This is a genomic window from Devosia sp. ZB163 (assembly GCF_028613635.1).
In the GTDB taxonomy this organism is placed as follows: domain Bacteria; phylum Pseudomonadota; class Alphaproteobacteria; order Rhizobiales; family Devosiaceae; genus Devosia_A.
The window spans coordinates 132,867-159,381 of the sequence record NZ_JAQRMY010000003.1 but is presented as its reverse complement, the minus strand read 5'-3'; the positions used below and the strand labels follow the sequence as shown (position 1 = coordinate 159,381).

Annotated in this window: 22 protein-coding genes and 1 pseudogene; 8 read left to right on the top strand and 15 right to left on the bottom strand. The window is 66.2% G+C overall.

The window, feature by feature from the left end:
• Window positions 1–6 precede the first annotated feature (6 nt).
• A complete protein-coding gene (locus PRN20_RS14730) occupies window positions 7–981 on the bottom strand; it encodes an alpha/beta fold hydrolase (protein WP_273958274.1) in 975 nt (324 codons plus the stop codon).
• A gap of 538 nt (window positions 982–1,519) precedes the next feature.
• Here PRN20_RS14730 and PRN20_RS14725 point away from each other — a divergent pair.
• The 3 genes from PRN20_RS14725 to PRN20_RS14715 all read left to right on the top strand — a co-directional run bounded on the left by PRN20_RS14725 (window position 1,520) and on the right by PRN20_RS14715 (window position 3,551).
• Window positions 1,520–1,975, top strand: coding sequence for an Hsp20 family protein (locus tag PRN20_RS14725; RefSeq protein WP_273958272.1), 456 nt, complete (start codon window positions 1,520–1,522; stop codon window positions 1,973–1,975).
• Between the two features lie 235 nt (window positions 1,976–2,210).
• A complete protein-coding gene (gene dps / locus PRN20_RS14720) occupies window positions 2,211–2,684 on the top strand; it encodes a DNA starvation/stationary phase protection protein Dps (protein ID WP_273958271.1) in 474 nt (157 codons plus the stop codon).
• Window positions 2,685–2,771: 87 nt separating this feature from the next.
• On the top strand, window positions 2,772–3,551 hold the full coding sequence (locus PRN20_RS14715; RefSeq protein WP_273958269.1) for a bestrophin-like domain: 780 nt from the start codon (window positions 2,772–2,774) through the stop codon (window positions 3,549–3,551).
• A gap of 11 nt (window positions 3,552–3,562) precedes the next feature.
• Here the strand turns inward: PRN20_RS14715 and PRN20_RS14710 are convergent, their stop codons facing one another.
• Window positions 3,563–4,072 carry a cupin domain-containing protein gene (locus tag PRN20_RS14710; RefSeq protein ID WP_273958267.1) on the bottom strand — a complete coding sequence of 170 codons (510 nt, stop codon included), beginning with the start codon at window positions 4,070–4,072 and terminating at the stop codon, window positions 3,563–3,565.
• Between the two features lie 575 nt (window positions 4,073–4,647).
• On the opposite strand from PRN20_RS14710, the gene gltB reads away from it, so the two are divergent.
• Window positions 4,648–9,381: a glutamate synthase large subunit gene (gltB, locus tag PRN20_RS14705; protein ID WP_443112572.1), complete on the top strand. Its 4,734-nt coding sequence runs from the start codon at window positions 4,648–4,650 to the stop codon at window positions 9,379–9,381.
• Between the two features lie 5 nt (window positions 9,382–9,386).
• Window positions 9,387–10,805 carry a glutamate synthase subunit beta gene (locus tag PRN20_RS14700; protein ID WP_273958265.1) on the top strand — a complete coding sequence of 473 codons (1,419 nt, stop codon included), beginning with the start codon at window positions 9,387–9,389 and terminating at the stop codon, window positions 10,803–10,805.
• Window positions 10,806–10,981: 176 nt separating this feature from the next.
• On the opposite strand, the gene PRN20_RS14695 is transcribed toward PRN20_RS14700, so the two are convergent.
• The 6 genes from PRN20_RS14695 to PRN20_RS14670 all read right to left on the bottom strand — a co-directional run bounded on the left by PRN20_RS14695 (window position 10,982) and on the right by PRN20_RS14670 (window position 17,541).
• Window positions 10,982–12,211 (bottom strand): SGNH/GDSL hydrolase family protein, encoded by a 1,230-nt coding sequence (locus PRN20_RS14695; protein WP_273958263.1) that lies wholly within the window; start codon window positions 12,209–12,211, stop codon window positions 10,982–10,984.
• 101 nt (window positions 12,212–12,312) lie between these two features.
• Window positions 12,313–13,521, bottom strand: a complete 1,209-nt coding sequence (locus tag PRN20_RS14690; RefSeq protein ID WP_273958262.1) for a lytic murein transglycosylase — start codon at window positions 13,519–13,521, stop codon at window positions 12,313–12,315.
• Between the two features lie 205 nt (window positions 13,522–13,726).
• Window positions 13,727–14,713: a UDP-glucose 4-epimerase GalE gene (gene galE / locus PRN20_RS14685; RefSeq protein WP_273958259.1), complete on the bottom strand. Its 987-nt coding sequence runs from the start codon at window positions 14,711–14,713 to the stop codon at window positions 13,727–13,729.
• 22 nt (window positions 14,714–14,735) lie between these two features.
• Window positions 14,736–16,016, bottom strand: coding sequence for an outer membrane beta-barrel protein (locus PRN20_RS14680; protein ID WP_273958257.1), 1,281 nt, complete (start codon window positions 16,014–16,016; stop codon window positions 14,736–14,738).
• 85 nt (window positions 16,017–16,101) lie between these two features.
• Entirely contained in the window at window positions 16,102–16,548 is a 447-nt protein-coding gene (locus tag PRN20_RS14675; protein WP_273958254.1) for an NfeD family protein, read from the bottom strand.
• A 21-nt stretch (window positions 16,549–16,569) separates the two neighbouring features.
• Window positions 16,570–17,541 carry an SPFH domain-containing protein gene (locus tag PRN20_RS14670; protein ID WP_273959028.1) on the bottom strand — a complete coding sequence of 324 codons (972 nt, stop codon included), beginning with the start codon at window positions 17,539–17,541 and terminating at the stop codon, window positions 16,570–16,572.
• 172 nt (window positions 17,542–17,713) lie between these two features.
• Between PRN20_RS14670 and PRN20_RS22890 the strand changes: the two are divergent.
• Together PRN20_RS22890 and ligD are read left to right on the top strand one after the other, a co-directional pair.
• Window positions 17,714–18,331: pseudogene (locus tag PRN20_RS22890) on the top strand (DNA polymerase ligase N-terminal domain-containing protein); the annotation flags it as partial.
• A 69-nt stretch (window positions 18,332–18,400) separates the two neighbouring features.
• The gene (gene ligD, locus PRN20_RS22885) at window positions 18,401–19,333 is read left to right on the top strand and encodes a non-homologous end-joining DNA ligase (RefSeq protein WP_443112582.1); all 933 of its coding nucleotides are present in this window, start codon (window positions 18,401–18,403) and stop codon (window positions 19,331–19,333) included.
• 4 nt (window positions 19,334–19,337) lie between these two features.
• Here the strand turns inward: ligD and hemH are convergent, their stop codons facing one another.
• The 3 genes from hemH to PRN20_RS14650 form a co-directional block, all read right to left on the bottom strand.
• The gene (gene hemH, locus PRN20_RS14660) at window positions 19,338–20,357 is read right to left on the bottom strand and encodes a ferrochelatase (protein ID WP_273958250.1); all 1,020 of its coding nucleotides are present in this window, start codon (window positions 20,355–20,357) and stop codon (window positions 19,338–19,340) included.
• Window positions 20,358–20,440: 83 nt separating this feature from the next.
• On the bottom strand, window positions 20,441–22,186 hold the full coding sequence (locus PRN20_RS14655; RefSeq protein ID WP_273958248.1) for a HoxN/HupN/NixA family nickel/cobalt transporter: 1,746 nt from the start codon (window positions 22,184–22,186) through the stop codon (window positions 20,441–20,443).
• Window positions 22,187–22,216: 30 nt separating this feature from the next.
• A complete protein-coding gene (locus tag PRN20_RS14650; protein ID WP_273958246.1) occupies window positions 22,217–23,116 on the bottom strand; it encodes a LysR family transcriptional regulator in 900 nt (299 codons plus the stop codon).
• Between the two features lie 126 nt (window positions 23,117–23,242).
• Here PRN20_RS14650 and PRN20_RS14645 point away from each other — a divergent pair, with 126 nt between their 5' ends.
• Window positions 23,243–23,710: a MarR family winged helix-turn-helix transcriptional regulator gene (locus tag PRN20_RS14645; protein WP_273958245.1), complete on the top strand. Its 468-nt coding sequence runs from the start codon at window positions 23,243–23,245 to the stop codon at window positions 23,708–23,710.
• A 146-nt stretch (window positions 23,711–23,856) separates the two neighbouring features.
• On the opposite strand, the gene modB is transcribed toward PRN20_RS14645, so the two are convergent.
• The 4 genes from modB to eda all read right to left on the bottom strand — a co-directional run bounded on the left by modB (window position 23,857) and on the right by eda (window position 26,431).
• Window positions 23,857–24,540: a molybdate ABC transporter permease subunit gene (gene modB, locus PRN20_RS14640; RefSeq protein ID WP_273958244.1), complete on the bottom strand. Its 684-nt coding sequence runs from the start codon at window positions 24,538–24,540 to the stop codon at window positions 23,857–23,859.
• Between the two features lie 9 nt (window positions 24,541–24,549).
• A complete protein-coding gene (gene modA / locus PRN20_RS14635) occupies window positions 24,550–25,299 on the bottom strand; it encodes a molybdate ABC transporter substrate-binding protein (protein WP_273958242.1) in 750 nt (249 codons plus the stop codon).
• Between the two features lie 69 nt (window positions 25,300–25,368).
• Window positions 25,369–25,740, bottom strand: coding sequence for a winged helix-turn-helix domain-containing protein (locus PRN20_RS14630; RefSeq protein WP_273958240.1), 372 nt, complete (start codon window positions 25,738–25,740; stop codon window positions 25,369–25,371).
• 55 nt (window positions 25,741–25,795) lie between these two features.
• Window positions 25,796–26,431 carry a bifunctional 4-hydroxy-2-oxoglutarate aldolase/2-dehydro-3-deoxy-phosphogluconate aldolase gene (eda, locus tag PRN20_RS14625; RefSeq protein ID WP_273958239.1) on the bottom strand — a complete coding sequence of 212 codons (636 nt, stop codon included), beginning with the start codon at window positions 26,429–26,431 and terminating at the stop codon, window positions 25,796–25,798.
• Between the last annotated feature and the right edge of the window lie 84 nt (window positions 26,432–26,515).

Genomic DNA, 26,515 nt, shown 5'->3' with positions numbered 1-26,515 from the left:
GAAGCCTCAGCCGCTCTGCTCGGTGATGAACGCATCGAACGCGGCCAGCACCTGGCCGCGGATCGAATCGTTTTCCATGAACAGCTCGTGCCGCGCGCCCGGGATCATCACGTGGCGGCCGGTGCGCATCCTGAGGCCCAGCGTCTCGGTGGCGGCGCTGTCGACGATCTCGTCGCGGGCTGCGGCCAGCATCAGCACGGGTATCCGTACCGCGCCCGGGAACCGGTCGGTCGAGGCTCCGGCCATCGCCTCGAAGGCCGCCGCGACCCAGCGGAACGTGGGCGCCCCGAGTTCGAGGTCGGGGCGCGCCTTCAGCGCGTCGCTGGTGCGCGTGAAGCGGGCCAGGTCCGAAGTCAGCGGGTTGCCGGGAAAGGCCAGTTCGGTCTGCGGCTTGTCGCCCGGCCGCCCGACCGGCATGCGGGCGAGGCCAAGGTTGGAGAGCGTGCCGGCGAGGCGCGCCATGCCGGCCGGGCCCAGCGGCTGGCCGGGAAGCCCGATCATGGGGGCGGACAGGAAGATGCGCTCGAACATCATGCGGTCGCGGATGCCGGCATAGAGCGACACCAGCCCGCCCATCGAATGGCCGACGAGGTAGTAGGGCGCCGGACAATCGGGCAACAGGATCGAAGAGTGGAAGGCCCTCAGGTCCTCCCAGTAGTCGTCGAAGCGCCGGACATAGCCGAGCTTGTGGTTGCCGATGAGCCGCTGGCTGCCGCCCTGCCCGCGCCAGTCGAAGGTGGCGACGGCGAAACCGCGCGCCTGGAAATCGGCGATTGTCTCGAAATACTTCTCGATGAACTCGGTGCGCCCGTGGACGAGGCAGATCGTGCCGCGCGCCGCGCCCTGCGTCTTGGGAAAGCTCGCATAGCGCAGTTGCACCTTGTCGGCGGTCGAGAAGTAGCCGACCCGCGCGCCTTCAGGCACCGGGTTGGACGGCACCACGGCGAGCGTGGGTCCACTGGGATCGACGATGGCGTTCATATGCTCCTCATATCGGATTCCCCACGCGGAGAATACGGTTGGGGCATGCGCACCGAAGCCCCCTCACCCGGCCCTCCGGGCCGACCTCTCCCCCGAAGGAAGAGGTGGTTGCTGGCACGATTTTCGCCCCGTCTTCACCTCTCCCCTGGGGGAGAGGTCGCCGGCAGCGGCGGGTGAGGAGGCCTTCCCGCGCGAACCCCGAACACAGAAAAGCCAGCGCCTCGTTCAAGGCACTGGCTTTCCTGTGATGGCCGCCTTGCGGGGGGCGGGTGAAGGCGGCGCATTCGGTGTGCTCTGCAGCAGACAGTAAGCACAGTCCCGCTTATAGGGGCGCTTGTCTGAACCGGCTTTGATTGCCGCATTCATGTTCGGTTCATCGACCTGAACGGGGGTCTTGAACCGCCGCGGAGGCTCCCTAAATCAATGCTGTCCGCCGGGAAATCCCGGGGACCGGGAACCCGGGAATGCCTGCTTGCCCAATCGGGGAGCGCGCATGGGACACCCGCCAAAGCCACGTTGCTCAAAGGAGAATGTGATCATGGCTGCCTACGATTTTTCGCCCTTCTACCGTTCGACCGTCGGTTTCGATCGCGTGTTCAACCGCCTCGACTCCCTCGTCGGCCAGGAGGCGAAATCCTATCCTCCGTACAACATCGAGAAGGTCGGCACTGACGCCTACCGCATCTCGATTGCCGTCGCCGGCTTTGCCGATGGCGACATCGCCATCGAGAGCAAGGAAAACAATCTCGTCGTGAAGGGCGCCAAGGCCCAGGAGGCCGACGACAAGACCCGCGAGTTCCTGCACCGCGGCATCGCCGAGCGTGCTTTCGAGCTGCGCTTCCAGCTGGCCGACTATGTCGAAGTCGCCGGCGCCAACCTCGAGAACGGCCTGCTCCACATCGAGCTGAAGCGCGAGATCCCGGAGAGCAAGAAGGCTCGCCAGATCCCGATTTCGGCCAGTGCCAAGACGATCGAGGACAAGTCGGTCAACTAATTCCGGTCACGAACGTCCCGGCGAGCCGGTGCGCACCAGTCGTGCGCGCACCGGCAAGCAGAGCGGTCTGATCCGCCGGGAGAACGGAATGAGGGCGTGGTCCGCGAGGGCCGCGCCCTTTCCAGTTGGCGGACGTGGCCTGTCGCTTGTGGGTAGGATTGCACTCGAATTGCACCGGAACTCGGGGCGACAGCCGGCGTTGACTGCCCGGTTCAACCCCATCTCGAGGCTCCAGATGAAATCCGTTGAAATCGGGCTCAAGTCCAACACCAAGGCCGAAATGATCGGCCTGCTCAACGCCCGGCTGGCCGACGCCATCGACCTGGCGCTCGTCACCAAGCAGGCGCACTGGAACCTCAAGGGTCCCAACTTCATCGCCGTGCACGAAATGCTCGACCAGTTGCGTGGCGACCTCGATGGGCATGTCGACGTCATCGCCGAGCGGGTGGCCCAGCTCGACGGCATCGCGCTCGGCACATTGCAGACGGTGAGCGAAGCGAGCCAGCTCGCGCCCTACCCCACCGATATCAGCAAGAGCGACGACCACCTCAACGCCCTCGTCGAGCGCTACGCCAAGGTGAGTCGCTCGGCGCGCGAGGGTATCGATGCCGCGGACGAGGCCGGTGATGCCGACACCGCCGACATTTTCACCGCCTTCTCGCGCGACCTCGACAAGGACCTGTGGTTTTTGAAGAGCCACCTGCAGTAGGCAGCACACACTACGCACTGCCCCCAGAGCCATGGACAGCCCCTGTAGCCGGCGCTACCAAGGCATGATCGAGCCTGGGGTCTGCCCATGATCGCCATTAGTCAGATGCCGCTCTGGCTTGCTGGCCTGGTGCTGGTGCTGATTCCCACGGCACTCGCGATGGCCATGATCTTCCTGATCCGCCGCGTCGCGCCGCTCGAACTGCTGCGCCAGAACAACGAGGTTGCCGGCTTCCAGTTCGCCGTTGTCGGCGTGCTGTACGCCGTGCTGCTCGCCTTCGCGGTCATCGTCGTATGGGAACTCTTCAGCGAAGCCGAGGGCAACGTGGCGACCGAGGCCGGCGCCGCCGCCACGCTCTACCGGCTCGCCGACGGCGCTGCGGCCCCGACCGGCCCCACGATCCGCGCGGCCGTTACCACCTATCTCGAGAGCGTCGTCGGCGACGAATGGCCCGCCATGGAGCATGGAAGGACGAACGCCGGCACGACCCGCGCGCTCGATGGCCTCTATGCGGCGACCCTGGCACTGCAGCCCGCCAACGATCACGATCGTGTTCTCCTGACCGAACTGCTGACCCAGCTCAACGTCCTGACGGAAGCCCGCCGCTCCCGGCTCGTCGCAGCCGAGGGCAGCGTCCCCGCTCTCCTGTGGGTCGTGCTGCTTGGTGGTGCCGTGGTGACCGTCGGCTTCACCTTCTTCTTCGGCGCTCCCAACCCGCGGGCCCAGGCGCTCATGACCGGCATCCTCAGCGTGCTGATCTTCTCAGGCCTCCTCGTCATCGTCGCCATCGAACACCCCTTCAGCGGCGACGTGCGCCTGTCGCCCGAAGCGATCGCCGAGGTGCTCGATGATCTCAAGGGCAGCTGACCGGCGATAGATCACGGCTTTCGCGTCCCTGCCCGGGCCTTGCCGTCATGCGGGCCGAGTTCGTGTGCTGGCGCGTCGTCCCAGGCGCGGTTGCGGCGGCGGAAGGTGTCCATGCGTTCGGGGTTGAGCGGATAGTAGAGCTGGTTGCCCTCCCGCATGTGCTCGCCGACGATCAGCAGGTGGACGTCGGAATCGGAGTTGTTGAGGAAGCTGTGGGCGATGCCGGTGCCGGCCGGGAAGCCCACGCCGTCGCCGGCCGTGAGTGGGTGGAGCACCCCGTCGATCCAGACGTCCGGCGTTCCCTGCAGCACGTAGACGAACTCCTCCTCGAGCTTCTCGGCATGCGGATGCGAGGACCGGTTGCCCGGCGGAATGATCTCGAGGTTGATGCCGATCCGGTTGAGGCCAAAGGCCTGGCCGAAGCGGGCGCCCGCGCCGTCCATGCCCTCCGGCGATCGCTCGTACGGCTTCAGCAGGTCTGAATAGTGCGAGATGTACGGCGGACGCGGCTGGCTGGACATGACGGCTCCGACAATTTCATGTTGCGGAACATGAGCATCGACGGGATCGGATGTCGATGGGTGGCGGCGACGGGGCGTACCGATGGGTTCGCATTCGCCCGATGTCCTATCCGCCGGCCTGCCCACTACGGCCCGGTTTTCCTCGTTCCTCAAGCGGCCTGCGCCCCTCAAGTCCTACTACTTTCCTATTTCAGCTGCCCCATTTCCTATGCCTCGCCGTCACAAGACGGCAAAAAAGTGACTTCGGCCGCTTGCTCGCAGTTTGGAATTATGCAAATGTAGTCTCGATAGGACAGTACGCCTGTCCAATTCGTGAGCCTCCGGTCTCCCCGGATGTGTTCACACGCCTGTTCTGGCTGGACCGCGCACGAATGCGGAAACGGAAGGGTGGGGCTTTATCGAGCCTGAATGAGCGGCCATTTGGATGCAGAGCCGCTCCCCACTAAAGGATTGCGCCTACGTATTCGAGCCGTACACTGAGGTACGGCTGGGGGCCGAAGACGCGTCGAAAGGAAACTACCCCGGACATCAAGCTCCGGGACCAGACACACGACTGCCAACGCGAGGAACTGCAAATGGCTGAATCACGGCACGGAAAGATGTCCATCACCGTCTCGGAAGCCGGCACGCGCAAAAACTCGTATCGGGACGATCTGCCAATAGGCGTGATGCGCCCCGAGGCCGGCGGTCTGTATGATCCGACGCGCGAGCACGATGCCTGCGGCGTCGGCTTCATAGTCAATCTCAAGAACCAGCCCAGCCAGAAGATCGTCCAGAACGGTCTTGCGATCCTCGAGAACCTCGAGCATCGCGGCGCCGTGGGCGCCGACCCGCTGATGGGCGACGGCGCCGGCATCATGGTGCAGATCCCGCACAGGTTCTTCGCCAAGGAGAGCGCGCGGCTCGGCTTCCACCTGCCCGAACAGGGCAAGTACGCCGTCGGCTTCATCTTCATGCCGCAGGACGCTGACCTGCGCGCCAAGATGGAACGCGTCGTCAACAAGGTGATCGAGGACGAGGGCCAGACGGTCATCGGCTGGCGCGACGTGCCGTCCGACAACTCCTCGCTCAGCAAGGACCCCGAGATCGTCGCCACCGAGCCCTGCCACCGGCAGGTGATCATCGGCCGCGGCGACGGCATCGCCGACGAAGAGGCGTTCGAGCGCAAGCTCTACATCATCCGCAAGGTGATGTCGGCCAAGATCTACTCGGCCTTCGAGGGCAAGCCGAACGACTTCTACATCGTGTCGATGAGCTGCCGGACCCTGGTCTACAAGGGCATGTTCCTCGCCGCCCAGCTCGGCGCCTATTACAAGGACCTGCACGATCCCGACTTCGAGTCGGCGCTCGCGCTCGTCCACCAGCGCTTCTCGACCAACACCTTCCCGTCCTGGCGGCTGGCGCACCCCTACCGGTTCGTCTGCCACAACGGCGAAATCAACACCGTGCGCGGCAACGTCAACTGGATGGCGGCCCGGCAGGCTTCGGTATCGTCCCCGCTGTTCGGCGGCGACATCAACAAGCTGTGGCCGATCTCCTATCCCGGCCAGTCGGACACGGCCTGCTTCGACAACGCGCTCGAATTCCTGATCCGCGGCGGCTACTCGCTGCCGCATGCAGCGATGATGTTGATCCCCGAAGCCTGGGCCGGCAACCCGCTGATGGATGAGGATCGCCGCGCCTTCTACGAGTATCACGCTGCGCTGATGGAGCCGTGGGACGGCCCCGCCGCCATGTGCTTCTCGGACGGCATCCATATCGGCGCGACGCTCGACCGGAACGGGCTGCGTCCGGCCCGCTACCTCGTCACCGAAGACGACGAAGTGGTGATGAGCTCGGAAGCCGGCGTCCTGCCGATCCCCGCTGCCAAGATCAAGAAGAAGTGGCGCCTCCAGCCGGGCAAGATGCTGCTGATCGACCTGAAGCAGGGTCGCATCGTCTCCGACGAGGAGATCAAGCACGAGCTCGCCACCGCGCATCCCTACCAGCAGTGGCTGGGCCGCACCCAGATCGTGCTCGAGGACCTGCCGGCCGTTCACTTCGAGCCCAAGACCTCGGACGTGCCGCTGCTCGATCGCCAGCAGGCCTTCGGCTACACCCAGGAAGACCTGAAGCTGATCCTGCCGCCGATGGCCGCCACCGGCCAGGAAGCGGTCGGCTCGATGGGCACCGACACCCCGATTTCGGCGCTCTCGAACAAGTCCAAGCTCCTCTACTCCTACTTCAAGCAGAACTTCGCGCAGGTGACGAACCCGCCGATCGACTCGATCCGCGAAGAGCTGGTGATGAGCCTCGTCTCGTTCATCGGGCCGCGGCCGAACGTGCTCGACCTGACGGGTGGCAACAGCCGCCAGCGGCTCGAAGTGCGCCAGCCGATCCTGACCAACGAAGACCTCGAGAAGATCCGCGCCATCGGCGGCATGGAGGACAACCCGTTCCGTTCGAAGACGCTGGACATCACCTATCCGGTGTCGGAAGGCGCCGACGGGATGAAGAAGGCACTCGACCAGCTGTTCTCGGATGCCGAGATGGCCGTCCACTCGGGCGACAACATCATCATCCTGTCTGACCGCGCCATGAGCCGCGACCGGGTGGCGATCCCTGCGCTTCTTGCGACGGCGGGCATTCATCATCACCTGATCCGCAAGGGTCTGAGGACCTCGGTGGGCCTCGTGGTCGAGACCGGTGAAGCGCGCGAAATCCACCATTTCTGCGCTCTCGCCGGCTATGGCGCCGAGGCGATCAACCCCTACCTGGCATTCGAGACGCTGGCCGCCATGAAGGACGACCTGCCGGGCGAGCTGGATGCGGAAGAGATCATCTACCGCTACATCAAGGCGATCGGTAAGGGCATCCTGAAGGTCACCGCCAAGATGGGCATCTCGACCTATCAGTCCTATTGCGGCGCGCAGATCTTCGACGCGGTGGGCCTCTCCACCGACTTCGTCTCGACCTACTTCACCGGCACTGCCACCACCATCGAGGGTGCGGGCCTGAAGGAGATCGCCGAGGAAACCGTGCTGCGGCACCAGGAAGCCTTCGGCAACTCGCCGGTGCTCGAGGACGTGCTCGACGTCGGCGGCGACTACGCCTTCCGCCAGCGCGGCGAGGCGCATGTCTGGCGCTCGGAGACTGTCGCGAACCTGCAGCATGCCGCGCGCGGCAACGCCCGCGACAAGTACCGCGAGTTCTCCCGCCTCGTGAACGAGGTCGAGGACAAGTACGTCACCATCCGCTCGCTCTTCCGCATCAAGAAGGCGGACGAGGAAGGCCGCCAGCCCGTGGCGCTCGACCAGGTCGAGCCGGCGGTCGAGATCGTCAAGCGCTTCTCGACCGGCGCCATGTCCTATGGCTCGATCTCGCTCGAAGCGCACACCACGCTCGCCGTGGCGATGAACCGAATCGGCGGCAAGTCGAACACCGGTGAGGGTGGCGAGGAGCCCGATCGCTTCAAGCCGCTCGCCAATGGCGACAGCAAGCGCTCGGCCATCAAGCAGGTGGCCTCGGGCCGGTTCGGCGTGACGACGGAATACCTCGTCAACTCCGACATGATGCAGATCAAGATGGCCCAGGGCGCCAAGCCCGGCGAAGGTGGCCAGCTGCCCGGCGACAAGGTGAACGAGACCATCGCCAAGGTCCGTCACTCAACCCCGGGCGTCGGCCTGATCTCGCCGCCGCCGCACCATGACATCTACTCGATCGAGGATCTGGCCCAGCTGATCTTCGACCTGAAGAACGTCAACCCTGATGGTGCGGTCTCGGTGAAGCTCGTCTCGGAAGTCGGCGTCGGCACCGTTGCCGCCGGCGTCGCCAAGGCGCGTGCCGACCATGTCACCATCTCGGGCTACGAGGGCGGCACCGGTGCTTCCCCGCTGACCTCGCTGAAGCATGCCGGCTCGCCTTGGGAAATCGGCCTTGCCGAGACCCAGCAGACGCTGGTCCGCAATCGCCTCAGGAGCCGCATCGCGGTGCAGGTCGACGGCGGCGTCCGTACCGGCCGTGACGTGGTGATCGGCGCCCTGCTCGGCGCCGACGAGTTCGGCCTCGCCACTGCGCCGCTGATCGCGGCCGGCTGCGTGATGATGCGCAAGTGCCACCTCAACACCTGCCCGGTTGGCGTCGCCACCCAGGACCCGGTGCTGCGGGCCCGCTTCACCGGCAAGCCCGAGCACGTCATCAACTACCTCTTCTTCGTCGCCGAGGAAGTGCGCGAGCTGATGGCCGAGATGGGCTACACCCGGTTCGAGGAAATGGTCGGGCAGATGCAGATGCTCGACAAGACCGAGGCCATCGACCACTGGAAGGCCAAGGGGCTCGATTTCAGCAAGCTCTTCCACAAGCCGTTCGCACCCGAAGGCGTGGGCATCACCCACACCGAAGGCCAGAACCACCCGATCGACAAGGTCCTCGACCGTCGCCTGATCGCCGCGGCCCAGCCCGCGCTCGACCACGGCACCCCGGTCAAGATCGTCGAGACGATCACCAGCGTCGACCGCTCGGCGGGCGCCATGCTCGGTGGTGCGGTGGCAAAGCGCTACGGCCATGCCGGCCTCGCCGAGGACACCATCGCGGTGTCGCTGACGGGTACGGCCGGCCAGGCCTTCGGCGCCTGGGCTGCACGCGGCATCTCGATCGACCTCGTCGGTGAAGCCAACGACTACGTGGGCAAGGGCCTTTCCGGCGCGCGCCTCGTCGTCCGGCCGCCCGAGGAACGCGGCTACGTGCCCGAGGACTCGATCATCATCGGCAACACCGCGCTCTACGGCGCCATCACCGGTGAGTGCTACTTCCGTGGCGTGGCCGGCGAACGCTTCGCGGTCCGCAACTCCGGCGCCATCGCGGTCGTCGAAGGCACCGGTGACCACGGTTGCGAGTACATGACCGGCGGCGTGGTCGTCGTGCTGGGCCGGACCGGCCGCAACTTCGCGGCGGGCATGTCCGGCGGCGTGGCCTACGTCCTCGACGAGGACGAGAGCTTCGAGAGCCGCTGCAACATGTCGATGGTCGAGCTCGAGCCCGTCGTCGAAGAGGAACGCCTCAATGGCCGCGACTTCGGTCACCACGGCGACCTCGAGACCATGGGCGTGGTCGAGATCCTGCACGACCTGCAGCGTCGCGACGCCGACCGGCTCTACCAGTTGATCCTCAGGCACAAGACCTTCACCGGTTCTTCGCGTGCCAACCACATCCTCACGAACTGGGACGAGTACCTGCCCAAGTTCCGCAAGGTCATGCCGATCGAGTATCGCAAGGCCCTGCAGAAGATGGAAAAGGCCCGTGAGGCCGCTCAACAGGTCGCCGCGGAGTAAGAACAATGGGCAAGATCACAGGCTTCCTCGAAATCGATCGCGTCGACCGGGACTACCTCCCGGTTGCCGAGCGGCTGAAGAACTACAACGAGTTCACCATCCCCTTGGGCGACAAGGGCACCCGCGACCAGGCGGCGCGCTGCATGGATTGCGGCATCCCGTACTGTCACAACGGCTGCCCGGTGAATAACCAGATCCCGGACTGGAACGATCTCGTCTACAAGGGCGAGTGGCTGAAGGCGCTCAAGAACCTTCACTCCACCAACAACTTCCCCGAGTTCACCGGCCGCATCTGCCCCGCTCCGTGCGAGGCGAGCTGCACGCTGAACATCCCGGACACCCCGGTCAACATCAAGTCGATCGAGTGCGCCATTGTCGACAAGGGCTGGGAAGAAGGCTGGATCACGCCGCAGATCAACCCGAACAAGACCGGCAAGAAGGTTGCCGTGATCGGTTCGGGCCCGGCCGGCATGGCCGCCGCCCAGCAGCTGGCCCGTGCCGGCCACGATGTGCATCTCTACGAGAAGGCCCAGCAGATCGGCGGCCTGATGCGCTACGGCATCCCGAACTTCAAGCTCGACAAGACGCAGATCGATCGCCGCGTCGAGCAGATGGTTGCCGAGGGCGTGGTGCTCCATACCGGCGTCAATGTCGGCAAGGACATCACGGTCGACGAGCTGGCCAGCCAGTACGACGCCATCGCCATGTCGGGCGGCGCCGAGAAGCCGCGCGACCTGCCGATCCCGGGCCGCGAGCTCGACGGCATCCATTTCGCCATGGATTTCCTCGGCCAGCAGAACCGCCGGGTCACCGGCGAGCCGCTGAACAACGTCACCCCGATCCTCGCCGGCGGCAAGCACGTCGTCGTCATCGGCGGCGGCGATACCGGCTCGGACTGCATCGGTACCTCGAACCGCCAGGGCGCCGCCTCGGTGACCCAGATCGAGATCATGCCCATGCCTCCCGAAAAGGAGAACAAGGCGCTGGTCTGGCCGAACTACCCGATCAAGTTCCGCGTCTCCTCCTCGCAGGAAGAGGGCGTCACCCGCGACTTCGCCGTGGCGACCATCCGGTTCGACGGCGAGAACGGCAGGGTGACGGGCCTGCAATGCGCCCGCGCCGACGAGAAGTTCCAGCCGATCCCGGGCACCGAGTTCGTGCTCAAGGCCGATCTGGTGCTGCTCGCCATGGGCTTCCTTGGCCCGGTGCAGGAAGGCCTCGTGCAGGACGCGGGCGTGGCGACCGACAAGCGCTCGAACGTCATGGCCGACACGGTGAAGTACCAGACCAGCCGCGAGAAGTTCTTCTCGTGCGGCGACATGCGTCGCGGCCAGTCGCTGGTCGTCTGGGCCATCCGCGAAGGCCGCCAGTGCGCCCGCGCGATGGACGAGTGGCTGATGGGCAGGACCGATCTGCCGCGCTGAGCCTTGCGACAAGGCTGAGAGTTCAAGGGGCGCTTCGGCGCCCCTTTCGTTTGTGGCCCCTACCCCACACACCAGGTGTCATCCCAGCGAAAGCTGGGACCTATCTGTCAGCCTGTGCAATTGGTGAGTTGGGTCCCTGCTTTCGCAGGGATGACATCCGGGGATGGCGCGGCGGTTCATCGCCCCGTCGGGTTCTCGACCTTGCCCACGCCGAACGCATCGGCGCGTCCGGCCGGCGCCTGGATCATCTGCGTGATGTCGAAGCCCACTGGCACCGCTTCCACCATGCCGGCGGTGACGAGATCGGCGGCGCGGCGGGTGGCTGTGGTGAGCGGGATCACCGCGCCGGCCACCTCGAGCAGCTTCATCTGGCCCAGCCCCTGGTAGGGCGGACGCAGCATCAGCTGGGCGTCGGTGCCCTTGAGCGGATCGGCGACCTCGATGCCGACCGTGCCGCCGCCGCGATAGTAGTTCTTGAGGCTCTGGCTCAGGTAGAAGGCGAGCTTGTCGGCGCCAGCCGCCGAGAAGTGGATGCCGTCATCCTTGCGCATGCGCACCTGGTTGCCGTTGAGGTCCGGGCCCCGGGCCGTATAGCCGCCCTCCTCGGTCGCGAACTTCTCGTAGATATCGAGGAACTCCGCCCCACCCGAGAACACGGCGAGGCGCTGGATCTCGTTGACCTGGATCATGGCGTTGCCGAACTTGGGCGCCTCCATGGGCGGCAGGCCGACCCAGATGGTGGGCTTGCTCGCGGCGCGCAGCGCCTTGATCACGCCGGTGACGCGCGCCGAGTATTCGGTCGTCCATTCCGGCGTCAGCGAGCCATAGGGAACGTCGTTGAGCCGCATCTTCTGGCGGTCGTTGATGCCGATCATGACGACGGCGATATCGAAGCTGTTGGCCGCGATCTGCTTGTTGATCTCGGCCGGCCAATCGAAGAAGTCCGGGCGCACGAAGCTCGATGAACCGACGCCCTGGACGATCACCTCGAGATTGGGATCCTCGGCGTAGAAGCGCTCCAGCGCCCGGCCGACATCGGTGGCCATCGAGTCGCCGAACACGGCGAGCCGTGTCGCGCCTGTCGCCTTGGCTACCTTGGGCTTGGCCGGCGGCAGCGCCGCCTTGGTCTGCTTCTTGACCACCGGCTTTTCGACGACGGGCGCCCGCTGCTCGACCGGCTCGGGCTCGCCGAACAGCAGGTCCATCAGTGTGCGGCGCCGCCGCGGCTGCTGCTGCACCTCCTGCTGGGCAACGAGAATGCGGCCGTCTTCATGCTGCTGGACGATGGGCGCCGCCACCTCGGCCTCGCGCGACTGCGCGAACGCCGGCAGCATGTCGGTGAGCAGCAGCGCCACCACGACAAGGCCGATGACCCACAGCACGAACCGGTTCGGCTTTTTCTCCATGCCCGTATCTAGCGGATATCGCGCGGTGAAATGAAGGTGGCTCGCGAGACTTTGACGGTTTTCCAGCGGACTCGTTGGCTCCCCTCAAGGAGGAGGGAGGCCTAGCGTGCCGCCGCCGTCAGTTCCTCATAGGTCCTGAGCGTGATGAAGCCGTCGGCGATCTCGCCGCGGCTTGCCTGGAAGCGGGCATAGGCGGCCTGGCTGATCGGGCCGATGCGCCCATCCACCGCCCCTTGGTAGAGACCGAGGTCGATCAGCGCCTGCTGGATGGCCTTGCGCTGCGCGAGATTGGGGAACTTCGTCTGGCGTGGCCAATCCGCAACGAGGCCGCCTGCGCCCTTCAGCCGGTCGGTCATGTGCGCCACCGAGAGCGCGTAGCTGTCCGAGAAATTGTAGCCCTTGAGCACGAGGTAGTTGGCCGTCATCAGGAACTTCGGCCCGCCCTGCCCCGCCGGCGCATAGAGAAAGACGGGCGTCGTCAGGTCGGCGAAGTCGCGGCCCTTGACACGCCGTACCCCCCGATCGGCAAAGAACGAGACCGGCCGCAGTTCGTCGCGCGTCGCCAGCAGGTAGTCGAAACCGGCGGGCACCTCGACCTCGAAGCCCCAGTCGAGCCCGGGGCGGTAGCCGAGGTCGAGCAGGAACTTGGCGCTCGTCGCCAGCGCATCGGAAAGTGAGTTGTGGAGGTCGATCCGTCCGTCGCCATCGCCGTCCGAACCGTGCGCGACGACGTTCGACGGATTGACCTGGAGGTGCCCGATGGCCCCGGCCCACGACCCGACGAGTTCGGCGGGCGTCATGCGGTTCAGCTCGAGGAGCTTCAGCGCCCCGATGAAATCAGCCTCATCCTCCTTGAGCCGCCCGCGCCGCTGGTGAACGAGCGTCGCGAGCGAGCGGATGATCGGCCGGATCAGCTTCTTGTTGCCGAGTACCGCACCATAGTCCGTCTCGATGCCCCAGATGGCGCCGAGCAGATAGGGATCAACGCCCGTGCGTCGCCCGACATCCGCGAACAGCGCGCGGTTGCGCTCGATGGCCGCCTGGCCCTTGTCGATACGCGAGCTGGTCACCCGCTTGTCGAGATAGTCCCAGATCGAAGTGGTGAACTCGGGCTGGCTTTCGACCAGGTTGGGCACATTGGGGTCGGGCGTCAGCCCCTCGGTCGCGCTGCGATAGGTGGCGGCGCTGACTCCGGCGGCCACCGCCTTGGCCTCGAAGTTGCGGAGGAACGCCGAGAACGATTCGACCGGCGCGGCCAGCGCGGGCGTGGCGAGGAGGCTGAGCGCAACGGCGGCAATCAAGCGAAGCATGGTTCGACACTCTCCTTGGGCACCGTTTCCCTTCTCCCCTTGTGGGAGAAGGTGGCGCGCAGCGCCGGATGAGGGGTCCGCAGACGAAGTCTGCGCGATCGGAGCGAAGCGACGATCGGCGCGGCATGCGGAGACAACCCCTCATCCGCCCTTCGGGCACCTTCTCCCACAAGGGAGAAGGCGACCACCGGCAATCCCGGACTCGCTACCGATTCCTCGTGGCCAAATAGCGTTCCCAGGTGAGCGCGGCGTCGACGATTTCCCTGAGGTCGTCATGGGCCGGCGTCCAGCCCAGCACCTGCCGCACCTTCTCGGCGCGCGCGACGATCGAGGCCGGATCGCCGGCCCGGCGCGGCTCTTCCACCACCTTGAAGTCGACGCCGGAGACGTCCTTGACCGTCCGCACCACGTCGCGCACCGAAAAGCCGCGGCCATAGCCGCAGTTCATCGTGGCCGAGGCGCCGCCGCCGCGGAGGTAGTTGAGCAGCAGCGCATGCGCTTCGACGAGGTCGGTGACGTGGATGTAGTCGCGCACGCCGGTACCGTCCGGCGTCGGGAAATCGGTACCGAATATGCCCATTTGCGGACGCTGGCCGAGCGCGGCCTGCGAAGCGACCTTGATCAGGTGCGTCGCGGTGGGCGAGGACTGCCCGCTGCGGCGCTTGGGGTCGGCGCCCGCGACGTTGAAATAGCGCAGCACGCCATAGGTCAGCGGATGGGCCGCGGCGACGTCGGCAAGCATCAGCTCGGTCATCAGCTTGCTCCGCCCATAAGGCGATTCCGGCATCAGCTGGCTTGTCTCGGCCACCGGCTCGAGCCCGGCATTGCCGTAGACGGCAGCAGTCGAGGAGAAGATGAAATGCTTCACCCCGCCCTTGACCGCAGCCTCGATGAGGTTGCGCGAGGTCGCGGTGTTGTTGGCGTAATACTTGAGCGGATCGCTGACCGACTCCGGCACGACGATCGAGCCGGCGAAGTGGATGATGGCATCGACCTTGTGCTCGGCAACGATCCGGCCGACCAGCTCCATGTCGCCGGCATTGCCCTGGACGAAACTCGCCCGGTGGTCGATGGCCCAGTCGAACCCGGTGGTGAGGTTGTCGAGCACGACCACGGTCTCGCCCGCATCGGCAAGCCGCAGCACCATGTGGCTGCCGATATAGCCGGCGCCGCCGGTGACCAGAACTGCCAAAGTCTTTCTCCCGTTCACCTGCCTAGCGGTGCAGCAGCACGCCCAGCGTCACCTGGTGCGCATCGGTCGCCGGGTTGGGCGTCGTTTCGGTGCGCTCGAAGCTGTAGTCTGCCGTCAGGTCGGTATTCTCGTTGAGCAGGTAGTCGGCGCCCAGGCCGCCGCCCCAGACGTACTTGTCGTTGTCGATACCCTGATAGTGCGCCTCGCTCCAGCCGGCATCGGCGCGCAGGCGCAGCCATGGGGTCGCCTGGTAGGCGACATCCACGGCGGCCGCATACTCGCGTTTGGCGGCAGCACCGGAGGTCTGGCCCGGCGACGAGACGGTTGTCGTGAAGGCGCCGGTGATCGTCAGCGTCTCGTCGGGACGATAGGTTGCCCGCGCGTCGTAGAGCGTTGCGGTGAAATCCTCGACACCGGCGTCCTCGAAGTCGCGGTAGCCCAGCCCGATGGAGCCCTCGAGCTCGAGCATCTCATCCACCCTGGCGGTGAGGCCGGCGCGTCCCGCATAGGTGACGTTGTCGAGATCGACGAGGAGGCTCGGTGAAACCGTGTCGTACTGCTCGGCATCGGCCTCGGCGTCGAAGAAGGCCGTGATCCCCGGCGTCAGCTTGTAGCCGAGCCGCGCGCCGCCGCCGAACCAGGTGGTGTTCTGGTACTCATTGCTCGAACTGGTGCCGTCCTCGTATTCGGTATCGCCGAGGACCGAGCGCCCCGCTGTCGCGCGCGCCGACACATCGAACGCACCGAAGTCGCGGCTCGCGCCGAACAGCACGTCGCCGGTGACCTCGAGCGGCGCCGAGGCGACATTGCTCGCGTAGTCGGAGCCGCCTGGATCATCCTGCGACACCGACAGGTTGAGCCGGCCATCGAGGACCGTCAGTTCGTCCACCGCATAGGCACCGCCAGCCGTCGCGCTGATCGCGCCGATGCGCGGATCGCTCCCGTCGAACGCGTGGCTGATCTCGCCCGCGAGGCCGAAGTCGTAGCCGCCCCGCAGCGTCTCGCGCGTGTAGGTGATGCTCGGCAATGCGATCGCCACGTAGCCGGGACCATCGCCTGTCCCCGCGTCGCGCATGCCGGCGCGGAGGCCAAGGCTCCAGTCGAAGCCGGCGAGCGGATCATCACCCTCGAACGGGATGTTGGGCACGCAGTGCTCGCACGGATCGCCGGACGCGCGCAGCAGGTCGTTGTTGTTGGTGCCTGATCCGTCGCCCCACAGGCTGAGGTCGCCGGCGACGGCTGGGCTGGTTGCGAGCACGAGCACCATCGCACTGGCGGAAAAGCCGGGTCTGGTCAGTCTCATGCGAGCCCCGTCAGGCGTATAGAACCGCTGCGGAGCCTTGCAGGTTATGGTTAAAGAACGCTTTCGTACCAGTGGAAACGCGTAGTCAGACGGCCTCGACCCGGAGCACCGCGCCGTCTGCATCGACGATCTTCACCCTGGCGCCGGCGGCGAGATCCGGGCCGTGCACACGCCAGGTGGTGTCATCGAGGTAGAGCCGGCCGTTGCCATCCTGGATGGGCTCGTCGAGCACCACTTCGCGGCCGACATAGCGCTGCGCCCGCTGGTTGAGGAACGGGCGGTCGGAGACGATGCCGGGCCCGCGGAAGCGCAGCCAGAGCCAGATGGCGATCAGCGCGAGGACGCCGAAGATCACGAACTGCAGCGGCCAGTAGATCGATACGGACATCGCCAGGAAGCCGGTGACGAGCGCTGCCGCGCCCAGCCAGATCAGCACGCCGCCGGGGAGCACCAGTTCGAGCGCGAGCAGCACCAGTCCTCCCACGACCCACGACCAGGCCCCGTTGCCGGCGATGAAATCGATGATCTGCATGTGAGCCCCTCCTCGCTGCGATCAGGTGGTCGAAGGCGGGCGGCCGGAAGTCGGCCGCGGTGCCGGCTTGCCATCGCCGCCGAACGTCTCCTTGGCGATCTCGGCGATGCCGCCGATGGCGCCGATGACGCTCGCCGCCTCGACCGGCAGCATCAGCACCTTCTGGTTGGGCGACTTGGCGAGCCCTTCGAGCGCCTTGATGTAGTTGTTGGCGACGAAATAGTTGATCGCCTGGACGTTGCCCGAGGCGATGGCGTTCGACACCACTTCGGTCGCCTTGGCTTCGGCCTCGGCCGAACGCTCGCGCGCCTCGGCGTCGCGGAATGCCGCTTCGCGACGGCCCTCGGCTTCGAGCACCTGGCTCTGCTTCTGGCCCTCGGCCTGCAGGATTGCTGCCTGCCGCTTGCCTTCCGCCTCGAGGATGAGAGCACGCTTCTCGCGCTCCGCCTTCATCTGGCGGCCCATGGACTCGACGAGGTCCTTGGGCGGATCGATGTCCTTGATTTCGATGCGGGTGATCTTGAGGCCCCACGGGCTAACCGCCGTGTCCACCACTTTCAGCAGCCGCTGGTTGATCTCGTCGCGGTTGCTCAGCAGCTGGTCGAGGTCCATCGAGCCCATGACCGTACGGATATTGGTCATGGTGAGATTGAGCACGGCGTGCTCCAGGTGGGCCACTTCGTAGGCCGCCGCCGCGGCATCGAGGATCTGGTAGAAGTTCACGCCATTTGCGGTCACCGTGGCGTTGTCGCGGGTGATGACCTCCTGGTGCGGGATTTCGAGCACCTGCTCCATCATGTTCATCTTGCGGCCGATGCCGTCGATGAACGGGATGATGAGGCTGAGCCCCGGCTTCAGGGTGCGGATGTACCGCCCGAAGCGCTCCACGGTATAGTTGTAGCCCTGCGGCACGACCTTGGCGCCGGCGAACAGCACCAGCACGGCAAGTATGCCGAGTGCGATGAGCGTGATGCTCAACCCGTCGAGTTCCATGAAGTCCATGCCCAACCCCTTGTTTTCACGCCAAGCCCTTGCACAAGATGTATGTGCCGACCGGGGTCGGCGCAATATTGCGCGGCCGGTATCCGCAGTTGTGTGACAGCGGGGGAACGTCCTTCCGGCGCGGCCGTTGAGGGGGCGAAGCAACGCGCGCCCAGGGCTGCCGATGTCCCCGACCCATGCCGACCCGCTCAAGGACTACCGGACCAAGCGCGATTTCAGGCGGACCGCGGAGCCATCCGGCGCCACGTCGCGGCGGGCGGGCAAGGGAAAGCCGCTGCGCTTCATCGTGCAGAAGCATGACGCGACGCGGCTCCACTACGATTTCCGCCTCGAGCTCGACGGCGTGCTGAAGAGCTGGGCCGTGACGAAGGGGCCATCGAGCAACCCGGCCGACAAGCGCCTCGCCGTCCGCGTCGAGGACCACCCGCTCGACTATGCCGACTTCGAGGGCACCATCCCCGAAGGCGAGTATGGCGGCGGCACCGTGATGCAGTGGGACGAAGGCACCTGGGAGCCGATCGGCGATCCGCACGAGGGCCTCGATGAAGGCGAGCTCAAGTTCCGCCTCAGCGGCAAGCGCATGAAGGGCGAATGGGTGCTGGTCCACATGAAGGGCCGCGACACCAGACGCCGTGACGGCGCTGCAAGCGAGAACTGGCTCCTCATCAAGCACCGCGACCGATATGCGCGCGAGACGGACGGGTTGACCGAGAAATTCACCACCAGCGTCGAGACCGGCCGCGATCTCGAGGGCATCGCCAAGGGCCTGAAGCCGAGGCGGAAATCAGCCCAGGCCGACGCACCTGCCGCCACTGGTGCAAAACCCAAAGCCCGCGCTAAGCTCACCGCCATGAAGCTGACCGACGAGATGGGTCTTGAGATCGCCGAACGCCGGCGCGTGCGGCTGACCAGCCCGGATCGCCCGGTGCTGCCGGGTGAGACCGTCACCAAGGCGCAGATCATGGCCTATTACGATGCGGTGGCCGAGCGCATGCTGCCGCATATCGAGAAGCGGGCCCTGAGCCTCGTGCGCGTGCCGCACGGCAGCAAGCCCTTCTTCCAGAAGCACGACACCGGCGGCTTCCCCGACGCCATGAAGCGCGTCGCCATCGTGCTCAAGGAAAGCGACAAGCAAGACCACTTCTACGTCACCGACATCGAAGGCATCATGGCGGGCGTGCAGATGTCGACGCTCGAGTTCCACATCTGGGGCAGCCACATCGACACGCTCGAGACCCCCGACCGCATCATCTTCGACATCGACCCCGACGAGGGGCTCGAGTTCAAAGAGGTGCGCGAGGCCGCCCGCCGCATCCGCGAGGTGCTGCGCGAATGGGGGCTCGAGAGCTATCCGATGGTCACGGGCGGCAAGGGCATCCACGTCATCGCCCCGCTCAAGCCGGAAACGGAGTGGCCGCTGGTCAAGCTGTTCTGCCGCACCTTCGCGCAGAAGCTCGAGGACAACGAGCCCGATCACTTCACCGCCAATATCCGCAAGGTCGAGCGCAAGGGCCGCATGTTCGTCGATTACCTCCGCAACGAGCGCGGCGCGACGGCCATCGCCCCGTTCTCGACGCGCGCCCGGCCGGGCATCCCCTGCGCCGTGCCCGTGAGCTGGGATGAGCTCGATACGCTCAAGGCCGCCAACGCCTTCACGCTGGAAACGGCCGCGGCCCGCGCGCACGAACCCGACCCCTGGCCGGACTACTTCAAGCTGACCCAGTCGATCACCAGGGCAATGGTCGAGTCCGTGGCAGGTCCGCTGAAGGACCTCAAGCTCTAGCGGGCTAGATCCAGCCCGCCAGCTCGCGCCGGACGACCGTCTCCAGCATCGCCATGCCCGGTTCGCTGTCGTTGAGGCAGGGGATGTAGGCGTAGCGCTCGCCGCCGGCGTGCTCGAACTGCTCGCGCCCGGTGATAGCCAGTTCCTCGAGCGTCTCGATGCAATCGACCGAGAACGCCGGAGCCACCACGGCCACGCGCTTCTTGCCCTCGGCGGGCAACGCTTCCAGCGTCGCGTCGGTATAGGGCTGCAGCCACTGCGCCGACCCGAACCGGCTCTGAAACGTGACCTTCAGCTTGTCCGCCGGCCAGCCGAGATACTCGCGCACCAGCCGCGTCGTCTTGAGGCACTGGCAATGGTACGGGTCGCCGTTCTCGAGATACTCGACCGGCATGCCGTGATAGGAGGCGAGGATGACGTCGGGCGTGAAATCCAGCCTGGCGACGCCCTCGGCGATGCTCTCCGCCAGCGTCTCGACATAGGTCGGGGTATCGAAATAGGCCGGCAGCGTGCGGATCGCCGGCTGCCAGCGCAGCGTCTTCAGCACATCGAACGCCTTGTCGTTGGCCGTTCCCGTCGTCGTCGCCGAGTATTGCGGATAGAGCGGCGCGAGCAGGATCTTCTGGCACCCGGCATCCTGCAGCGCCTTGATCCCCGCTTCGGTCGACGGATTGCCGTAGCGCATCCCGACCTCGACCACGACATTGCCGCCCAGGCGTTCCTGCAGCTTGCTCGCCTGCCGTCGGCTGATCACGCGCAGCGGGCTGTCGCCCGCCTCGTTGTCCCAGATGCGCTTGTAGTTCGCGCCGCTCTTTTGCGGACGGAACGACAGGATGATGCCCTGCAGCAGCGGCTGCCAGAACAGCGGGTTGATTTCGATGACGCGCCGGTCGGACAGGAACTCGCTGAGGTAGCGGCGCACCGACCAGTAATCGGTCGCGTCGGGCGTGCCGAGGTTGAGCAGCAGGACCCCGACTTTCGGCGTCCTGATGGGGGGGTGGCCGGGAGGGAGTTCGGGTGCCATGGGTGGCCTGTCTGCTGGTGGCGATGTTGTTGGCGCACCATAGTCAGGGACGCCTCGAACTCAAGTGAAAGGGTGTCGCGGCGCTAGGCGAGCGTTGCGAGCAGCAGCGTGGCGCCAAAGAGGAACACGATCACGGCGCCCGCGAGCTCCGCCCACCACACGATCCGGTTGCCCAGCTTGCCGTCGCGATTGAGGTAGCGCGTCGCGAGCCCCTTGGCTCCTACCGCCAGCGCCGCCAGCACCGACACGGTGATCGCAGTACCCAGCCCCATGAGGAACACTGCCGCGATGCCGGCGGCCAGGATCCCCTGGCTCAGCGCGAAAACGAGGACGACGAGCGCCCCCGAGCAGGGCCGGAGCCCGACGCCGAGGACCACGCCCAGCTGCTCGCGCCAGTCGCCGCCGGTCTGGTCGGCGGTCACGACATGCGCGTGATCGTGGTCGTGGTCGTGGTGATGCCCCTCGTGATCATGGTCATGGCCATAGTGCGGATCGCCGGGCACGCGGCCATGGGCGTCGACCGCCGGACCATCGGCAGTCTGCAGCGCCGGCCGGAAAGTGAAGGCGGATGCCCTATCGGCAAGCAGCGCATGCGCCTGCTTCTCACCCTTGTGCAGATGGTCGTGCCCCCCGCTGGCGGGGACCGGCCCATGCCCATGCGAGTGCCCCCACCCGAAGATCTTGCGGGCGATCAGCCAGAGCCCGAGCAGCGCCACGAGCGCATAGGACGCCTTCTCGATCCAGCCGACGGCATCGCCCATTGCGACACTCGAAAGCCCGAGCAGTGCTGCCGCAACGCCCACGAAGACCACTGCGACGACCGACTGCATCAGCGCCGCGGCAAAGCTCAGCACCACGCCGCGCCTCAGTTGACGCTCGTTGGCGAGCATGTACGAACCGATCACCACCTTGCCGTGCCCCGGTCCGGCGGCGTGGAACACGCCATAGAGGAAGCTCAGCCCGCCCAGCACCCACAAGGCGTTGAAGTCTGTCTTGAGATCGCCGAGCGTCCCCGTGAGCACCTGGTAGAAATCGGACTGCATCTGATTGATCCAGCCGAGGAACCCCGTCTTGGGCAGGACGAAGCCCGGCTCGGGCGGCGGGCCGCCAAAGGGCAGCGCGGGCTTCGCCTCTGCCACCTGGTTGACGGCCTCCAGCGCGGTTGCCGGAGCCGCCGGCTGGGCCGCACCGGAACAGTCGAGAATGATGGCGCCCTGGGTGCCGCGCAAGGCGAGCTCGAGGTCGCGCGGCAGCTGCGTCACCTCCGGGCCGAGGTCGAACAGCCGCGCCTGCAGCTCGGGGGAAACCTCGCGCGCCGGCTCGAGGTAGACATTGCAGCCGGCCGGTGCGTTTTCGAGCGTCACGTCGCCTTCGCCCATCGTCATGGCGACGTAGTACTCGGGGTCGGCGACGGCGATCTCGAGCTTGCCCTTGATCCGGTACGGCTCCTGCGGCTCGATGCCGAAGCTCAGCGTCGAGCGGCTGTCCTCGAACACGAACTTGCCGTCGCCCATCGACGCAAATGGCAGGCTCGCCGTGCCCTCGCCCGCCGAGGTATAGAAGTTGTACTCGGCCAGCCCCTTGACGTTCTCGTCGGCGAGTTCCTGCATCTCCTCGGACGAGGTGATGCCGTCGCCGTTGGTATCGAGCCCCTGGATCTGCCAGACCGAGAAGGCCTCGTCGAACGTCCAAGCATTGCGGATCTGGGTGAGCTCACCCTGGTCGTTGAAGACGATGGTTGCCCTGGCGTCGATGAAGATATGCGGATGCGCCTCTGCGGCGCTGCCCAGCCCGACAAGAGCCACCGCCGCAATCGCTGCCCTGCGCATCCATCGAACCATAGGCGCCCTGCCCCCGAGTTACCCTACAGGATTGTCCGCGAACCACACGACGAGGTGGTCGATCAGCGCGCGGACCTTGCCGGCGAGATGCCGGCGGTGCGGATAGACGGCCTGGAGGCTCGGACCTTCCGGCATCCGGTCTTCCAGCACCTTCACCAGTCGCCCTTCGGCAATCCTGGGCTCGGCGAGGTAGGTGGGCAATACGGCAAAGCCGAGGCCAGCGAGGGCCGCCTGCATCGCCGCCACCGGCGAGTTCACTCGCGCCGGGCCGGCGACATGGACGCTCAGCGGCTTGCCATCCTCGATGAAGCGCCACGAGCTGTGCGACGGCATGTTGGTGTCGAGAATGCAGGGGAGGTTCCGCAGCGCCTCGCCCGATTCCGGCACGCCCACGCGCGCGACGAGACCGGGCGAAGCGCAGATCACGTGCTTCATGTCGGAGATCTTGCGGGCGATCAGCGACGAATCCGCCAGCGTCGAGATGCGCAGCGCGACGTCGACGCCCTCCTCGACGAGATCGACGTAGCGATCCTCGAGCCTCAGATCGACCGAGACCAGCGGGTTCTTGACCATGAAGTCGAAGATGGCGGGCGCGAGCGTCGTCTCGCCCAGATTGCGCGGCGCCGAGACGCGGACCATGCCGCGCGGCTCCGACGTCTGGTCCGAGATGGTCGCATCGAGGTCGTCGAGCTGCTGCAGGAGCTGGCTCGCCTCGCGGTAGTAGGCCTCTCCCGCCTCTGTAAGGCTGAGCTTTCGCGTCGTGCGGTTCATCAGCCGGACCCCGAGATAATCCTCGAGGTCGGTGACGTATTTCGACAGCAATGCCTTGGAACGCCCGTGCTGCCGGGCCGCCGACGAAAAGCCGCCGGCGTCGAACACCTGCACGAAGGCGCGGATACGGGCGAGATCCTGGCTCATGCGTTCTGGCCTTGCGCTGTGTATGGTGGCAGCGGGAGCGACTGCGTTGGCAACGCATAAGTCATCTGCGATTCGTGAACAATGCCGCCCCTTGGTCCTATGGCGATTAACGATAGGATGGGAGCCATGTCGCTCGAACCGGCCCTTCAGTCTATTTATCCGCCCATGACCAAACCCGAAGCTCGCTCAACGCTTTACCGGCTGATCGAGGCCGGCCAGCTGGCGCACAAGGCGCTGCTGGTGCCGTTGCTCGATCGCGGGCTGGAACCGGGCGACGATGCGGTGATCTTCGTGCTGCATGCCGAGCTGGGTGCAAACGAGGATCGGCTGGCTTCCGAACTGGGTATCGGGACCGACGTTTTGCAGCCCCGCCTCGAGCGCCTGATCGAGCGCGACATCATCGCCCGCCAGGCCATCGGCCCCGAACTGGCGCCCGGTCTCGCCCTCACCGAGCGCGGTGCGCGCATCCGCGAAGTGCTGGCCGCGAACTGGGAACAGCTCGAGGAAGCGCTCTTCGCCGACCTCACCGACAAGAAGCGCAAGAGCCTGAGCAAGGCCCTGAAGCGGTTCGTGGATCTGCTGCACCTGTCGTAAGCGCATCTGGTGTGTGCCGCCCCCCACCCTTGATCCCTCCCCACAAGGGGGAGGGAGACCCTCACACCCGCGTCAATGCTATCGCCTCCCTCCCCCTTTTGGGGAGGGACCGAGGGTGAGGGTGGCCACAGCCGCGATGCCAGCTGTCACCCCACCACCCGCCCAACCCGCCGGTCGAGCAGCATCACCGTGGTGATGACGACGAAGGCGAACAGCACCATGCCGCCGGCAAGGACATGCGCCTTGTCCCATTCCAGCCGCTCGACGAAGTCGTAGATCGCCATCGAGACCAGCTTGGTCTCGCCGGGGATGTTGCCGCCGATCATCAGCACGACGCCGAACTCACCCACCGTGTGGGCGAAGGTGAGGATGGCGCCGGTGAGATAGCCCGAACGCGCCTCGGGGATGACGATGCGGAAGAACGTCCTCTTCGGCCCCGATCCAAGCGTCGCCGCCGCTTCCAGCGTATCACTGCCGATCGCCTCGAACGCCGTGCGGAGCGGCTGCACCATGAAGGGCAGCGAGTAGATCACCGAGGCGATGACCAGCCCCTCGAAGGAAAAGGCCAAGGTGCGCGCGCCCCAGAGCGGAGCGATGAGGCCGCCCGGACCGTTCGGCCCGAACGCCAGCAGCAGGTAGAAACCCAGCACCGTCGGCGGCAGCACCAGCGGCAGCGATACGATGGCCGCCACCGGCGCCTTGACCGGGGAGTCCGTCCGGCACAGCCACCACGCAATGGGCGTGCCGATGACGAGGAGGAACAGCGTCACGATGAGCGCCAGCGTGAGCGTCAGCCCGACCGGCTGGACAATCTCGGTGGCGCTCAACATGCTTGGTCCTCAACCGGCCGAACCGACCTCATAGCCGTACTTCTCGATGATGGCCTTGGCCTCGTCGCTCCGCAAGAACTCGAGGAAGGCCTTGGCCGCCGGATCGGCCTCGCCCGCCTTGGTGAGGACCGCATCCTGCAGGATCGGCGAGTAGTCCTCGGCCGGCACCCGCCAGACCTGGGTCGCGGGCTTGTCCGACACCTGGCTCAGGGCGACGAAGCCGAGCTCGGCATTGCCGCTGTCGACGAACTGCAGCGCCTGCGAGATGTTCTCGCCGGTGACGATCTTGGACGATACCGCATCGGTGAGCCCGAGCTTTTCCAGCACCTCCATGCCCGCCGCGCCATAGGGCGCGGTCTTCGGGTCGGCGACGGAAAGATGATGGAAGGCGTTGGCCGCGAGCACGGCGGCGCCGTCGGTGACGTCGACGGTCGGCGAGTAGAGCACGACCTTGCCCACCGCATAGGTGAACACGGTGCCCTCGACCGCGTGGCCCTCGGTCACGGCCCGGGCCGGACGCTTGTTGTCGGCGGCGAGGAACACCTCGAACGGAGCGCCCTGCGAGATCTGCGTGTAGAGCTGCCCGGTGGCGCCGAAGCTGAACCTCACCGTATCGCCGGTCCTGGCGGTGAAGGCCGCGCCCAGTTCCTCGGCCGGCTTGGTGAAGTTGGCCGCCACGGCGGCGCTGACATCGGCCGCCAGTGCCGGCACGCTCATCGTGGCAAGCGCGACACCTGTCAGGAGGATAGTCCGAAGCATGATCCGCTCTCGATATGTCCACTCGGGAATATCGATGGTTCTGGCAAAGCCGGATGCTGCGTTCAAGCGTTATTTTCGCTTGGAAATATCGCTATGGAGCGCTGCCAGGGCGTCGACGTCGCGCGCAATCGCCCGGCGCGTCGCGTCCTGCATGCCGCGATAGCGCTCCAGCACCTCGCGCCCGGCCTCGGTCAGCGAGGCGCCCTGTTCCTTACCGCCGCGCGCCGTCTCGACCAGCGGCGCGCCGAAGCCCTCGTTGAGCGCCTGCACCAGCTCCCAGGCGCGCTTGTAGGACATGCCCATGCGCTTGGCCGCCTGCGAGATCGAACCGGTCTCGGCGATGAGCTCCATCAGGTCGGCCCGCCCGGGTCCGACATAGAAGCTCTCGGACAGCGTGATGCGCAGGTGGGAGAGGCCTACGACCGGACTGCTCTTCTTCACGGCACCCTCCGTGATCGCCTTCTCCCACAAGGGGAGAAGGTCGGACTGGCAGATATCAGCCCCTCAACCCCGCCGCTTCGCGCGCCAGAGTCTCGATCCGCCCCCACTCGCGGTTGGCGATGGCGTCGGCCGGCATGATCCACGAGCCGCCCACGCAGATGACGTTGGGGAGCGCGAGGTATTCCCTGGCTTTGGCCATGTCGATGCCGCCGGTCGGGCAGAACGTGATGTCGGCGAGCGGCGAGGCATAGGCCTTCAGCACCTTCACCCCGCCCAGCGCCTCCGCCGGGAAGAACTTGAGGAACGAGTAGCCATGCTCGGACGCCGTCATCGCCTCGGTCGGCGTGCCGATGCCGGGCAGCAGCGGGATATTGTGCTCCTCGGCGGCCTCGAGCAGGCGCGGCGAAGCGCCGGGCGAGACCATGAACTGGCAGCCGGCATCGACCGAGTGGCCCATCTGCAGCGGCGAGCGCACCGTACCGGAGCCGACGACCGCGCCCGGCACCTTGGCCATTTCCTCGATGATCTGCAGCGCGTGCGGGGTCCTGAGCGTCACTTCCAGCACCGGCAGGCCACCGGCGACCAGCGCTTCGGCCAGCGGGCGCGCCGCGGCAACATCGTCCAGCACGATCACCGGGATCACCGGCGCGAGCGAGAGCGTCTGACGGAGGGCGGCGGCGTCTTGCGGCATGATGATCCTCTTTGGCCTTGGTGCGCGTGAGGGTTAGGCAAGAGCCGGGCCGCGATCAAGCCAAATCGCTGCATTGAAATATGG